Annotated in this window: 14 protein-coding genes; 9 read left to right on the forward strand and 5 right to left on the reverse strand. The window is 33.9% G+C overall.

The window, feature by feature from the left end; all coding sequences use genetic code 11:
- Positions 1–8 precede the first annotated feature (8 nt).
- A complete protein-coding gene (locus tag ACUUYC_RS08240) occupies positions 9–674 on the forward strand; it encodes a hypothetical protein (protein ID WP_474265197.1) in 666 nt (221 codons plus the stop codon).
- A 13-nt stretch (positions 675–687) separates the two neighbouring features.
- On the forward strand, positions 688–1,584 hold the full coding sequence (locus ACUUYC_RS08245; protein ID WP_474265199.1) for an alpha/beta hydrolase: 897 nt from the start codon (positions 688–690) through the stop codon (positions 1,582–1,584).
- Positions 1,585–1,612: 28 nt separating this feature from the next.
- On the opposite strand, the gene trpS is transcribed toward ACUUYC_RS08245, so the two are convergent.
- Positions 1,613–2,581, reverse strand: a complete 969-nt coding sequence (gene trpS / locus ACUUYC_RS08250) for a tryptophan--tRNA ligase (protein WP_474265200.1) — start codon at positions 2,579–2,581, stop codon at positions 1,613–1,615.
- A gap of 116 nt (positions 2,582–2,697) precedes the next feature.
- Between trpS and ACUUYC_RS08255 the strand changes: the two genes are divergently transcribed.
- The gene (locus ACUUYC_RS08255; protein ID WP_474265201.1) at positions 2,698–3,456 is read left to right on the forward strand and encodes a lysophospholipid acyltransferase family protein; all 759 of its coding nucleotides are present in this window, start codon (positions 2,698–2,700) and stop codon (positions 3,454–3,456) included.
- A 70-nt stretch (positions 3,457–3,526) separates the two neighbouring features.
- Here the strand turns inward: ACUUYC_RS08255 and ACUUYC_RS08260 are convergent, their stop codons facing one another.
- The 4 genes from ACUUYC_RS08260 to recA form a co-directional block, all read right to left on the reverse strand.
- Entirely contained in the window at positions 3,527–5,503 is a 1,977-nt protein-coding gene (locus ACUUYC_RS08260; protein ID WP_474265202.1) for a hypothetical protein, read from the reverse strand.
- The gene (locus ACUUYC_RS08265) at positions 5,496–6,035 is read right to left on the reverse strand and encodes an RNA polymerase sigma factor (protein WP_474265203.1); all 540 of its coding nucleotides are present in this window, start codon (positions 6,033–6,035) and stop codon (positions 5,496–5,498) included. The genes ACUUYC_RS08260 and ACUUYC_RS08265 overlap by 8 nt, the downstream gene beginning before the upstream one ends.
- A gap of 30 nt (positions 6,036–6,065) precedes the next feature.
- A complete protein-coding gene (locus ACUUYC_RS08270) occupies positions 6,066–6,485 on the reverse strand; it encodes a hypothetical protein (RefSeq protein ID WP_474265204.1) in 420 nt (139 codons plus the stop codon).
- 93 nt (positions 6,486–6,578) lie between these two features.
- The gene (recA, locus tag ACUUYC_RS08275; RefSeq protein ID WP_474265205.1) at positions 6,579–7,580 is read right to left on the reverse strand and encodes a recombinase RecA; all 1,002 of its coding nucleotides are present in this window, start codon (positions 7,578–7,580) and stop codon (positions 6,579–6,581) included.
- Positions 7,581–8,230: 650 nt separating this feature from the next.
- On the opposite strand from recA, the gene trhO reads away from it, so the two are divergent.
- The 6 genes from trhO (at position 8,231) to ACUUYC_RS08305 (ending at position 14,970) form a co-directional block, all read left to right on the forward strand.
- Positions 8,231–9,262: an oxygen-dependent tRNA uridine(34) hydroxylase TrhO gene (trhO, locus tag ACUUYC_RS08280; RefSeq protein WP_474265206.1), complete on the forward strand. Its 1,032-nt coding sequence runs from the start codon at positions 8,231–8,233 to the stop codon at positions 9,260–9,262.
- Positions 9,263–9,364: 102 nt separating this feature from the next.
- Positions 9,365–10,702: a PSP1 domain-containing protein gene (locus ACUUYC_RS08285; protein WP_474265207.1), complete on the forward strand. Its 1,338-nt coding sequence runs from the start codon at positions 9,365–9,367 to the stop codon at positions 10,700–10,702.
- Entirely contained in the window at positions 10,686–11,177 is a 492-nt protein-coding gene (locus ACUUYC_RS08290) for a gliding motility lipoprotein GldH (protein ID WP_474265208.1), read from the forward strand. The genes ACUUYC_RS08285 and ACUUYC_RS08290 overlap by 17 nt, the downstream gene beginning before the upstream one ends.
- A gap of 18 nt (positions 11,178–11,195) precedes the next feature.
- Positions 11,196–13,535, forward strand: a complete 2,340-nt coding sequence (locus ACUUYC_RS08295; protein ID WP_474265209.1) for a penicillin-binding protein 1A — start codon at positions 11,196–11,198, stop codon at positions 13,533–13,535.
- A 74-nt stretch (positions 13,536–13,609) separates the two neighbouring features.
- Positions 13,610–14,311: a CoA transferase subunit A gene (locus ACUUYC_RS08300; RefSeq protein WP_474265210.1), complete on the forward strand. Its 702-nt coding sequence runs from the start codon at positions 13,610–13,612 to the stop codon at positions 14,309–14,311.
- A 2-nt stretch (positions 14,312–14,313) separates the two neighbouring features.
- Positions 14,314–14,970 (forward strand): CoA transferase subunit B, encoded by a 657-nt coding sequence (locus tag ACUUYC_RS08305; protein ID WP_474265211.1) that lies wholly within the window; start codon positions 14,314–14,316, stop codon positions 14,968–14,970.
- The last annotated feature ends 55 nt before the right edge of the window (positions 14,971–15,025 follow it).

The following is a 15,025-nucleotide window of genomic DNA, read 5'->3' on the forward strand; positions in this document are numbered from 1 at the left end:
AGTTAAAAATGAACACAAAAAGTATACAAAAAATAGGAGGAATTTGTGCAATTTTGGAAGCGTTTATCTATATAACAGCTTTCATAATTTATGGAGGTATATTAGTATATCCAGAAGCAAATGCAGGTGCAATTGAAGAGTTCAATTTTCTATCCAATAATTACACTTTATTAGCAATAGTAAACTTTATCAGTTATGTATTATTTGGAATTTTATTAGCGGTATTAGTAGTAGCAATTCATAATCGTTTAAAAAAATATGCACCCAATTTTTCAAAACTAGCGTTCATCTTTGGAGTTATTTGGGTTGGATTGGTCATTGCCAGTGGTATGATCAGTAATATTGGACTCAACTCTGTAATAGAAATTGGAATAAAGTCTCCAGAAAATGCAATGCAAATATGGTCTAGTATTAGTATTGTTTCTGAAGGACTTGGTGGTGGAAATGAAATTGTAGGTGGTATTTGGGTTTTACTGATTAGTATCATAGCTTTAAACGGAAAATTGTTTTCAAAACCTCTTGCCTTTTTAGGAATACTTGTTGGAATTGCAGGAATAGTAACGGTGTATCCTTTAGAAATTTTCACAGAAATTTTTGGAATCAGTCAAATTATTTGGTTCTTATGGATAGGAATTGTGATGATTCGTACACCAGAAACTAATTATTCTAACTAAAAATAGTACATAAATGAAACAAAGTCTTAGTTATTATATTACGTTATTAGTCATTAAACTGAAAGGTTTAAAAAAGAATTTTAGTCAAGATCCAATAGATTTTAAAAAAATAAGAAAAGAAGATGTTTTAGAGCCAAAAGGCACTTTTTTCAAAAAACATATAATTCGAAGTTTTAAAATTTCTGATTCGTCAATTACTGAAATAGGAAAAGAACGTAATTCCAATAAGCTATTAATATTCATTCATGGAGGCGCGTTTATTTCTGGTCCAGGACAGCATCATTGGGACACCATAAAACAAATTGCAAAGCAAACTAACTACATGATTTGGATGTGCAATTACCCAAAAGCACCAGAACATACAATATCAATCATTTCAGAAAATATAAATTCAATCTATACTAGTGCGCTAAAAGAATATGAACCGAGTCAAATATCCTTACTAGGTGATTCTGTCGGCGGAACATTAATTACGGCACTTACTCAAAGGTTGATTGTCAATAAGAAAGAAGTACCATCTAAAATAATTCTTGTTTGCCCAGTGATGGACGCAACAATGTCTAATACTGCAATAGCCAAAGTGGATTTAATTGATCCAATGTTATCCAAAACAGGAGTGTTGAGCGCTAAAAAAATGTGTGCTGAAAATAATGATTTAAAAAACAGAATGATTTCTCCAATATATGGAAGCTTTAATAAATTTCCTGAAACTATTCTATTCTTGGCGGAAAATGACATTACCTATCCTGATCAAAAACTGGTAATTGAAAAACTAAAAAAAGCCAATGTAAAAACTACCATCATAGAAGGAAAAAGAATGCCGCATATTTGGCCGTTTCTTCCTGTTATGAAAGAAGCAAAAATAGCGCTAAGAAAAATAATAAGATTCTTAAATGATGAAAACGAATAGCTTATGCTATTTTGATAAAAAAAGGAATCTAATACCCTACTTTTTTACGAACTCTTGCCAATACTTCATTTGCTATTTTTGTGGCTTTTTCAGCTCCAATAGCTAATGCAGTATCAATTTCATTTTTGTTTTCTATATAATGATTAAAACGTTCACGTTCGGTTGCAAATCGTTCAGCAATCAATTCAAACAAAGCTTGTTTTGCATGTCCGTAACCGTAGTTTCCACCTGTATAATTTTGACGCATTGTTGCAATTTGATCTTCGTTAGCCAACAGTTTATATAATGCAAATACATTATCCGTATCAGGATCTTTCGGATCTTCCATAGGTGTACTATCCGTTTGGATTCCCATAATTTGCTTGCGCAATTTTTTATCCGTTTGAAAAATATCAATTACGTTATTTTTACTCTTACTCATCTTAGAACCATCCGTTCCAGGAATGAGTTTTGTGTTTTCTTGAACACGTGCTACGGGCAATACAAATGTTTCGCCTAATTTTTCGTGAAAACGAGTTGCTACACTTCGCGTAATTTCTAAATGTTGTTCTTGATCTTTTCCAACGGGAACAATTTCTGCATCATATAATAAAATATCTGCCGCCATTAACATCGGATACGTAAATAATCCTGCATTTACATCTTCCAAACGATCAGCTTTATCTTTAAAACTATGTGCTAACTTTAAACGATTGTACGGAAAAAAACAACTCAAATACCAATTCAATTCTGTTACTTGTGGAACATCACTTTGGCGGTAAAAAACAGTTTTGTTAATGTCTAAACCAAAAGCCAACCAAGTAGCAGCAGTTCTATATGTGTTTTCACGTAGTGTTTCTCCATCTTTTATCTGCGTAAGTGAATGCATATCTGCGATAAAAAGAAAAGATTCATTTTCTACATCTTGCGCCATTTCAATTGCAGGAACAATTGCACCTAAAATATTTCCTAAATGTGGTGTTCCTGTGCTTTGAATTCCTGTAAGTATTCGTGCCATTAGTAATCGTAATTATTGAATTTAAACAAATGTACTTCTTTTGAAACCACCATTGAAAATTTAGTAAAAATAATTTTTAAACAAATTTTGGAAACTTTAATGTATTTTTGGCGCTTATGATTACTTTCATACGAAACATAGGAATACTACTTTGGCGCATTTGGTTTTACCTTTTAGTGTTGGTTCCTATACTTATATTTTTTCCATTATTACTTTTACTTACAGCTAGCGAAAAATTATATCCACAGTTTTTTTGGATTGCCAGAAACTTTTGGGCACGACCTATTTTATTCGGAATGGGCTTTTTTCCTAAGTTTAAAAGAGAGGAAGAAATTGTCAAAGGGAAAAGTTATATGTTGATTGCAAATCATACAAGTATGACAGATATAATGTTGATGCTTGTGACTTCTAAAAATCCATTTGTTTTTGTTGGTAAGAAAGAACTCGTAAAGATTCCAGTTTTTGGATTCTTTTATAAACGTACATGTATTTTGGTTGATAGAGGAAGCGCTAGAAGTCGAAAAGCGGTCTATGACAGCGCACAGAAGCGATTAAGTCAAGGAATGAGTATTTGTATCTTCCCGGAAGGGAAAGTGCCAGAAGAACATATTTTATTGGATGAATTTAAAGATGGAGCATTTCGCTTGGCAATAGAACACCAAATTCCAATAGTTCCGATCACATTTGCTGATAATTTAAAACGATTTTCATATACATTTTTTAGCGGTTCTCCTGGAAAAATGCGTGTTACGATTCATAAATTTTTAGCCACGGCAGGTTTAAAAGTTGAAGATAAAAAGAATATGAGTATAACGGCTAGAAATATAATTTTAGACGAACTCGAAGCATACAAAAATGAAAAACCGCTTTCGTAGAAAAAGCGGTTTTTCTGGCAAACATCACTGCTTTAAAAAGGTATCCGTATATACCTAACCAACTAAAAAACTAAAACCTAAAACTGACACCTGTGTAAACACCTACTGAGTAAGGTTTAAAGTTGCCAGTATTTCCTGAAAACGTGTTGAGCTGATATTTTAGCATTGGTTCTAAGTTGAACTCCAATTGGTCAGAAAGCTTATAGTCAATTCCGACACCAATATTTGTGCTAAAACTCAAATCGTTTATGTTTGTTGCTTCTCCCAACTCTGTTGTCAAGGCTGGAGAATCTAATATGATACTATTTTCTGTTAAGACTAATGTACTTACACCACCAATAACATTTACACCAATTTTCTTATCTATAACAGCATATTTCAATTCAATAGGAACTTCAATATAACTCATGCGTTGATTCAAATTTCCTTCAATTTGCGCCTGACGAATAGAAGATTCTAAAAGTGTCGGTGTAAATTCACCATTAACTGCTACTTGTCTATCTGTAAGACTAAAAGTTGATGCATTTTGTGAATAGGCAATCGTTGTAATATCATTTGAAATACCATTTGCACCTATTCCACCATCTGTTGTTAATGGACCTGTACCTGTATTGATAGAAGGTACAAGTGCAACATCTTTTGTGCTATAACTATAATCAACCTTGTGAATTCCTGTACGTATTGTTAATCTTTTTGAAACATCATACCCAACGTTAATACCAAAGCTTAAGTTTACATCACCAGATTTTGTGTTATCTGCAAAGGTTTCTGAAATAGGAGAACCATTTACAAGACTGTTGTAATAAACAGGCGAAGCATTTGGTGAAATTGTCCATCTTCTTGGATTTGCTTCTGCGACAATAGTAGAATCTTTTTCTAATGCATGTAAATCATTAATAACATCTAAAAGCGATTTCTTAATTTCATCTTTCTTTTCAGTTATTTCGGCAATTGCTTCTTTCGTTGCATCTACTTCTGTAGTTGCATTTGCATCATTTGTCGAATTCTCAGTTTTTGTTCCGTTATTAGTTTCATTCTGAGCAACTGCAGTTGTATGTATAGCTTCCTGTGTTTTGTTTGTTTCGGCTGTAGCCGAACTATTTACACCTTTTTTAATACCATTTGTAACAACGTTCGCGTTTTTGGTGTTTTCAGCAACAGTAGTGCTATAATCTCCGTTTTTTGTATTCGTGCTATTTTGAGTTGTGTTACTATTTGTTTTTGTGCCATTAGCAGCAACAGAAGTATTGTTTTTTGTGGTGTTTTTAGTATTGTCAGCAACCGTAGTAGTATAGTCTGCATTCTTAGTGTTTAGACTATTTTGAGTTGTATTGTTAACCTTTTTAGTTCCGTTAGTAGTAACAGCGTTTTTATTATTTGTTGAATTTGAGCTTTTATTTGCTACTGCATTTTCTTGTGAAATTGTTGTATTTGTTTGAATAGAGTTGGAACCATTTACACCATTTTTAGTGTTCAATGATTGTTGCGAAACCGTATTTGAATTTGTTCCGTTGTCTTGTGTTACAACTGCATTTTGAAGCGCATTTCCTTTTTCTAAATTCTTCTGAACGTCTTTTTCTGAATTATTAGTATTATTGTATTTGCTCTCATTAGCAATACGTTCTTTTTCACTAAACGTTGTATTTTGAGAAGCATTTTTATTTTGCAAACGTTGTTCTTCTGTAGAATTTTCGGTTCCAGTTACCTGTATATCAGAAGCAGTTCCGTTAGTACTATTTGTTGTAGTTGAATTGCTGTTTGTATTTTCGTTAGTTGTTGACGTTGTTTCATTCGTTGGATCTATTACCTCTTCGCCGTTGTCAAAAAATTGACTTCCTACGGCAAATAATAATAATAAAGCTGCGGCAATACCTGCAATTTTATAAAACCAAGGTAAAAATACAATGCCTTCTTTTCTCTTCTGTAACGGTGGCGTTTTTTCATCTAATTGAGATGAAATTTTATCCCACAATGCAGGATCGGGCGTGGCTTCAAAGTCTTTGAATGCCTCCCGAAACAGATTGTCTATATTTTTTTGATCACTCATTTATGGCGATTTTTTTTTTATATGCTTCTACTTTATTCTTTAAAATCATTCGAGCTCTTGCCAAGTTCGATTTTGAGGTTCCGACAGAAATACTCATCAGATCTGCAATTTCTTGATGTGAATAATCATCAAGTACGTACAGGTTAAACACCAATCGATACCGATCAGGTAATTCTTGTACAATACCTAATAGATAATCTATGGAAACATCTTCCTCATATACTGTTACTGGCTTTTCTTCCAGTACATTTTCATTAACAACCTCAAAAACACCTTTACCTCTATATTTTTGAAGTACGGTGTTTACGGTAATTCTCCTAAGCCAACCTTCAAACGAACCTTTAAAGTTATATTGACCTATTTTTTTAAAAATAACCATAAAACTATCTTGCAGATTATCTTCCGCTTCAAGTTTGTTCCGAGAGTATTTCAAGCTTGTAGCAAATAGCTTTTGGGAATATAAGCTGTACAAATGTGCTTGTGCCTCGCGGTCATTATTCTTGCAATTATGTATGAGTTGTTCTAAACTCACTCGGTTTATTGGTTTTAGTAACTAAACTTTTTAATTATTCACAGGGATTTCATATTCTAAATACATGTCATCTCCATTACTGTCTTTTCCTTGCCAAAATTTAAATGTATAAGGATTTGTGTCTAATACGTTAAAATTGAATGTCTGCGTTTGAAAATTATCATCAAGCGTAGTACAGTTTCCATCTGTTGTAAAAAGATTTACTACGGCAACGGTTCGTACATTGCTAGACTCAGCGATATATTCAAAATTACTGAATGTATGACAGTCAGTAGGTCGTTTGTATGTCACTGAAATAGTATGTGTGTCTCCTAGGTTAAATTCTGAAGGGATTACTACATTTTCAATAGGAATAGCTTCAAATTGAAGAGCAACACTATTGTCGTCAACTGAACAAGATGTAAATGCTGTAAAACAAGCAATTAATGCTAAAAATAAAATCTTTCTCATAATCAAAAATATTACTACTTTCCAAGTAGATGCTAAATTCATAAAAAGGTTGCGTATAAAAATAAAAAAAATCCCGGAAAGGGATTTTTTTGTTTAACTATTTGCAATAGCGTCTTTAATTTTTACTTCGAGTTCTTCGAGTAACTCTGGATTATCTTGCAGTAATGTTTTTACTGCATCTCGTCCTTGCCCGAGTTTGGAATCTCCATAACTAAACCAAGATCCACTCTTTTTTATAATTTCATAATTTACTCCGATATCTAAAATTTCTCCAACTTTAGAAATTCCAGCACCATACATAATATCAAATTCAACCATCTTAAATGGCGGAGCAACTTTGTTTTTTACAACTTTTACACGAGTCTTGTTTCCTTTTACATCACCATCCGTACTTTTTATTTGAGTAGAACGTCTAATATCTAAACGAACAGAAGCATAGAATTTTAATGCGTTTCCACCAGTAGTAGTTTCAGGATTTCCGAACATAACACCAATTTTTTCACGCAATTGGTTAATGAAAATCACAGTACATTGTGTTTTACTAATAGAAGCTGTTAACTTACGAAGTGCTTGCGACATTAAACGAGCATGTAATCCCATTTTAGAATCTCCCATTTCTCCTTCAATCTCACTTTTTGGTGTTAAGGCAGCAACCGAGTCAATTACAACAATATCAATAGCGCCAGAGCGAATTAAATTATCTGCAATTTCCAACGCTTGTTCACCATGATCAGGTTGAGAAATGATTAAGTTATCAATATCAACTCCTAAGTTTTCAGCATAAAAACGGTCAAAAGCATGTTCTGCATCAATAAAAGCAGCAATTCCACCTTTCTTTTGTGCTTCTGCCATTGCGTGCAATGTTAAAGTCGTTTTACCAGAAGATTCAGGTCCATAAATTTCAATAACTCTTCCACGTGGATATCCACCAACTCCTAAAGCGATGTCCAAACCAAGTGAACCTGAAGAAATGGTATCTACTTCTTGCACAACGGAATCACCAAGTTTCATTACAGCACCTTTACCATATGTTTTATCTAACTTATCTAACGTAAGTTTTAAGGCTTTTAATTTTGCTTCTTTTTCTGAACTCATTATATCAATTTTCTAGTATTTCTTACTGTGCTAAATTACTATTTCTTTTCGCTGAAAACAATTCGACTCAACCGTTTTTGACGTTTTAAACTATTTTTTTTTGATATCGGACGCAACCTTTTCATAATATGCACATCTACTTTACAAACAATGTCCATGTTTTAATGAGAATTTTAAGCAAAATAATATTTCAAAAACGATATAAAGCTTCAGTAGCTATCTACGGAAACTGCAAGCTTGACGGTGGCTAGCTTCATTGTTAATTCTATTTTTAAAATAGAGAAATTTAATATTAACAATGAATTAGCTAGTAAAAGTGCTTCTATGCAAATAGAGGCACTTTTATTTTTCCCGTAGTTGCAGTAAAAAGTATTTTTCAAAACTCAAAACACACGTTTTAATGTCTGTTTTCTTCTTTTTTTGATCTAAAAACTTTTTAAATTCTCCTATTTTTAACTGCAATTGTTTTCTTCCTTCAAAAAATCAAAACTAAAAGTACAGTATCTATCTCAATATCATCTTATAAAATGTATAAGCGTTTCAATTTTTGTATAAGTGTCGTCTTTTCATATAAATACTAGGCAATTACACTAAAAAACGTATTTTTGCCACGAAAATAATATACTTTAATACTTAAAAATTGATATAGCATGCAACTGTACAATAAATTAAGTGCTAGAGAAAGAGCCGAACTTATCGAAAAAGCTGGTAAGGATCGTATGACAATATCTTTCTACAAGTACGCCAATATTGGAAATCCTGAAATTTTACGAAATCATTTATTTATCAACTGGGACGCCATAGATGTTCTGGGACGAATTTATGTTTCCTACGAAGGTATAAATGCGCAACTTTCGGTTCCTGCCGAAAAATTCAACACTTTTAAAGATCATTTAGATACGATTTCATTTCTAGAAAATGTACGTTTAAATGTTGCGATTGAGCAAGATAATATGTCGTTCTTAAAGCTAAAAGTGAAAGTGAGAGATAAGATAGTTGCAGATGGATTGAATGACGAAAGCTTTAATGTTACTGATAAAGGTACACACGTTGCCGCAGAAAAATTCAATGAACTATTGGATGATGAAAATACAATATTGGTAGACATGCGTAATCATTACGAAAGTGAAATTGGGCATTTTCAAGGAGCAATCACACCAGACGTAGATACATTCCGAGAATCATTACCAATCATTGAAGATGACTTATCAGATCATAAAGAAGACAAAAATCTTGTGATGTATTGTACTGGTGGAATTCGTTGTGAAAAAGCAAGCGCATACTTTAAACACAAAGGTTTCAAAAAGGTATTTCAACTTGAAGGAGGAATCATTAACTATGCACGTCAGGTTGAAGCTCAAAATTTAGAAAACAAATTTATAGGTAAAAACTTTGTATTCGATCATCGAAGAGGCGAACGTATTTCAGATGATGTTATTGCAAACTGTCATCAATGTGGAAATCCATGTGACGAGCACGTAAACTGTGCCAACGAAGCATGTCATTTACTATTTATTCAATGTAAATCGTGTGCCGAAAAAATGGACGTTTGTTGTTCTGACGAGTGTAAAGAAGTACACAACTTACCATTAGAAACACAGAAAGAATTGCGAAAAGGAAAAGTTGTAAGCAACAAAATCTTTAAAAAAGGAAGATCGGAAGTATTGAAGTACAAAAAGTAGATTTTCGATGCTACAGAAATAATCCTATCTTTACATCTTTAGAGAAAATTATGAACCCCATATCTGCATTCCCGAATATTTGCAGATTCTATATATAAAAATATGAGTTGTAACAGTTGTTCAACTGGTAAAGATGGTCAACCCAGAGGCTGCAAGAGCAATGGTACTTGCGGAACTGATAGTTGTAACAAACTAACGGTATTCAATTGGTTATCAAACATGTCGTTGCCGAGCAGTCAAAAACCATTTGACTGTGTAGAAGTACGTTTCAAAAACAGTAGAAAACATTTTTATAGAAATACAGAAAACTTATCACTAAGTATTGGAGATATTGTAGCTACCGAAGCTTCTCCAGGACATGATGTCGGAATAGTAACCCTTACTGGAGAATTGGTAAGAGTTCAAATGAAAAAGAAGAAAGTAGCGCTAGATAGCGAAGATGTTCGAAAAATATACCGAAAAGCTTCTCAAAAAGATATTGATGTTTGGTCGCGTTCAAGAGATAGAGAAGAAGAAATAAAAAAGCGTTCAAGAGAACTAGCCATTGCACTTAGTTTACAAATGAAAATCTCAGATGTAGAATTTCAAGGTGATGCATCCAAAGCAACATTTTATTATACAGCTGAAGATCGTGTTGACTTTAGACAACTAATAAAAGACATGGCAAAAGCATTCAGTATTCGTATTGAAATGCGCCAAATAGGGTTCCGACAAGAAGCAGCTCGCTTAGGCGGAATTGGCTCATGCGGACGCGAATTGTGTTGTTCTACTTGGCTTACAGACTTTAGATCTGTAAATACGGCTGCAGCCAGATATCAGCAACTTTCACTAAATCCGCAAAAACTAGCAGGGCAATGTGGAAAACTAAAATGCTGCCTAAACTTTGAATTAGACGCATATTTAGAAGCATTACAACAATTTCCTAAAAGCGATGTAAAACTTTACACGGAAAAAGGAACGGCAGTTTGCCAAAAAACAGATATCTTTAAAGGACATATTTGGTATGCGTACGAAGGTGAATGGATGAATTGGCACAAACTAACCACCGACCAGGCCAATGAAATCATAGCACTAAACAAGGAAAAGAAAAAAGTAATTAGTTTAGAAGAATACGCTTTAGATTTAATTGAAGAAGATACTAAAACAGACTTTGAAAACGTTGTAGGGCAAGACAGTCTTACGCGATTCGATAAGAAACCCACTCGAAACAGAAAAAGAAGAGGCGCTCAAAACAAGAAAAAGCGCAGGAACAACAACAATGGTGGCAATAAAGCTACTGCTAATGCTGGAGGAAATACTAAAAAAGGCAACAATCAAAACGCTAAGAAAAGTAACAATCCAAATGCAAAAAACAGTAACAATAGCAACAATGCCAACAAGAGTAGTAACAAAAATAATAACAGACGTAAAAAACCTAACAAAAATGCAAAGTCAAAATAAGATCGCATTTTTTATCTGTATTATCAGTGCATTTTTACTAGTTTCCTGTGATAGCAATCGTGTTTTTGACGAATATGCTTCCGTAGGGAAATCTTGGGACAAAGACACCTCTTTAACTTTCAAATTTCAACAGCCAGACAGCACAAGCAATTATAATTTGTTTGTGAATGTGAGAAATACAAACGAATATGAATTTCGAAACCTATTTCTCATTGTCAACATGAACTTTCCAAATGGAAATGTCGTTTCAGATACCTTAGAGTATGAAATGGCAGCACCAAATGGAGAATGGCTTGGCGAAGGATTTATGGCGACCAAAGAAAGTAAACTTTGGTACAAAGAAGACGTACGCTTTCCATACCAAGGAGCATACGAAATTACCATCCAACAAGTCATGAGGAAAATTAATGAACCAAAAGGAATCCAAAGCTTAAAGGGAATCTCAGAGGTTGGCTTTAGAATCGAAAAAAAATAGTACAAACAACGTATTGAAATGGCAAAAAAGCAAGTCAAAAACAAAGAAGAAAAACCTACTTATTTTAAAAAAATAATTAAGTGGTTTTGGATCATTTTCGGAGGTGGAATTGCAACAGTATTCTTATTATTCTTACTAGCTTCATGGGGATTTTTAGGCAATATGCCTTCCTTTGAAATCTTAGAAAATCCGCAAACAAACTTAGCAAGTCAAGTATTATCTTCTGATGGAAAAACATTAGGGAAGTATTACTTGAGAGATAACAGAACACCTGTTGGTTATAAAGAATTACCGAAAGATTTAGTAAATGCATTAGTAGCTACAGAAGATGCACGTTTTTACGATCATTCAGGAATTGATGTACGCGGAACTATTAGAGCAGCTGTGTTTTTAGGAAGTAAAGGAGGAGCAAGTACGATATCACAACAGTTAGCAAAACAATTATTTCACGGAGAGAGAGCAAAAGGACTCTCTAAGTACACTCAAAAAATAAAAGAATGGGTGATTGCTACGCGTTTGGAACGTCAATACACTAAAGAAGAAATCATAGCAATGTATTTTAATATCTATGATTTTAATAATAATGCAGATGGAATTCGCTCGGCGGCGAGAATTTACTTTGGAAAAGAACCTAATGAATTAAAGATAGAAGAATCTGCCATGTTGGTAGGAATGTTCAAAAATTCTTCACTATACAATCCAAGAAGAAACGCTGAAGGTGTAAAAAATAGAAGAGATGTTGTATTAGCACAAATGTATAAATACGATTACATCTCTGAAAAAATCAAAGATTCACTGCAAGATTTACCACTAAAAATAAACTACAATCCAGAATCGCACAATGCAGGTTTAGGAACCTATTTTAGAGAACATCTAAAAAAATTCATGAAAAAATGGGTTCGTGAAAATCCAAAAGATGACGGAACAAAATACAATATCAACTTTGATGGATTAAAAATATACACAACCATTGATTCGCGCATGCAAAAATATGCAGAAGAAGCAATGGAAGAGCATATGAAAAAATTGCAGGCAGAATTCTTTCATCAAAACACAAAAAAACGAAACAAAAACGCACCATTTGCAGCTGATGTAGAGCAAAAATCAATTGATTACGTAATAAGTAGATCAATACGACAATCAGAGCGTTGGCGTGTCATGAAAAATGAAGGTAGAACGGAAAAAGAAATCATTGCTTCATTTGACAAAAAAATACCAATGACACTCTTTACGTGGAAAGGTGAAAAAGATACCATCATGACGCCTCGTGATTCGCTCATCTTTACAAAATATTATTTGCGTTCTAGTTTTATGTCATTAGAACCACAAACAGGACAAGTAAAAGCTTGGGTTGGCGGTATCAACCATAAATATTTTAAATACGATATGGTAAAACAAGGAAAACGCCAAATTGGCTCTACCTTCAAACCATTTGTATATGCTACAGCAATTGATCAATTGCACTTATCTCCATGTGATTCTATGCCAAACGGACCTTTCTGTATTGAAACTGGAAAATATGGTTTATTAGAACCTTGGTGTCCTAGAAATTCTGACAATAAATACGAAGGAATGCGAACGCTGAGAGGTGCATTGGCAAACTCTGTAAACACAGTTACAGCACGTTTAATGGATAGAGTAGGACCAGCAAATGTTCGTGCATTAGCCCAACGATTGGGCGTAGAGTCGGAAATCCCTGAAGCACCATCTATTGCACTTGGAACGCCAGATATTTCACTCTATGAAATGCTAGGTGCATACGGAACATTTGTTAATAAAGGTGTATACGTAAAGCCAGTTGTTGTAAGTAGAATAGAAGACAAAAACGGAACAGTTTTATACGAATTTGTGCCAGAAACAAAAGATGTACTAAGTGAAGAAGTCGCTTATACGGTTGTAAACCTAATGGAAGGTGTAACACAAAGTGGTTCAGGAGCTAGGTTGCGTACAAAAGGTGCTAACAAGTGGAATAAAATGTATGACGAAATTATTACAGGATATCCATACGAATTCAAAAACCCTATAGCTGGAAAAACAGGAACTACGCAAAACAATAGTGATGGTTGGTTTATTGGAATGGTGCCAAATTTAATCTCTGGAGCTTGGGTTGGTGGAGAAGATAGACAAGTACGTTTTTCAAGAACAAAATACGGGCAAGGAGCATCTATGGCATTACCAATTTGGGGATTATTCATGCAAAAATGCTATGCCGATCCTAGTTTAGGAATCTCAAAAGGTAAGTTTCCTAAGCCTGAAGAGTTAACGATCAATGTTGATTGTTCAAAAACAACTAAAAAAGATGATGACGGACAAAAAGATCCTGATGATGATCAAAATATAGACGGAATAGATTTTTAATTAATAATAAATTATTTTTGAAAAAAGGAAACATCTTTTGAAAATTTCGTAATTTTCAGTCAAAATACTGATTGATGATTAACAAAAAAATAAATACTGTACAACAAGCCGCTGAAGGTATCAAAGACGGAATGACTTTGATGCTTGGCGGCTTTGGTTTGTGCGGAATTCCCGAAAATGCCATTGCCGAATTGGTAAAACTTGGCGTAAAAAATTTAACCTGTATATCTAACAATGCAGGTGTAGATGAATTTGGTTTAGGATTGTTATTACAACAACGTCAAATCAAAAAAATGATCTCTTCATATGTAGGTGAAAATGATGAATTTGAACGTCAAATGCTTTCAGGTGAATTAGAAGTAGAGCTCACACCACAAGGAACACTAGCAGAAAAATGTAGAGCAGCACAAGCAGGATTTCCAGCATTTTACACACCAGCAGGTTACGGAACTGAAGTTGCGGAAGGAAAAGAATTTAGAGAGTTTAATGGTAAAATGCACATCTTAGAAAAAGCATACGACGCAGACTTTGCCTTTGTAAAAGCTTGGAAAGGAGATGAAGCAGGAAACTTAATTTTCAAAGGAACTTCCCGAAATTTTAATCCATGTATGTGTGGTGCAGCTACAATTACAGTTGCTGAGGTTGAAGAATTAGTACCAGCAGGCGAGTTAGATCCAAATCAAATACATATTCCAGGAATCTTTGTACAAAGAATCTTCCAAGGTGAGAAATATGAGAAGCGAATAGAACAAAGAACCGTAAGAAAAAGAAGTTAATTATGTTGGATAAGAATGGAATCGCGAAAAGAATCGCAAAAGAAGTAAAAGACGGTTACTATGTAAATTTAGGAATCGGGATACCAACACTAGTTGCCAACTTTGTCAGAGATGATATAGAAGTAGAATTTCAAAGCGAGAATGGTGTACTTGGTATGGGACCTTTTCCATTTGAAGGAGAAGAAGATGCAGATATCATCAATGCAGGAAAACAAACCATCACAACTTTGCCAGGAGCTAGTTTCTTTGATTCAGCATTGAGCTTTGCAATGATTCGAGGAAAACATGTCGATTTAACCATCTTGGGAGCAATGGAAGTATCTGAAAATGGAGATATTGCCAATTGGAAAATTCCAGGAAAAATGGTTAAAGGAATGGGTGGCGCTATGGATTTAGTAGCTTCCGCAGAAAATATAATCGTGGCAATGATGCATACCAATAAGCGTGGAGCATCAAAAATACTTAAAAAATGCTCTTTACCTTTAACAGGAGTTGGTTGTGTGAAAAAAATTGTAACCAACATGGCAGTATTGGAAGTAACCTCAGATGGTTTTAAACTATTAGAAAGAGCACCAGGCGTTACGGTAGATGAAATTAAAAATGCAACCGAAGGAACTTTACTAGTAGAAGGAGAAATTCCAGAAATGGACATCGTGTAGCATTTCAAAAAAATAAAAAATTAAAAACTCCTAAGTATATATATGCTTAGGAGTT

The sequence above is a fragment of the Kordia sp. E genome (assembly GCF_056033805.1).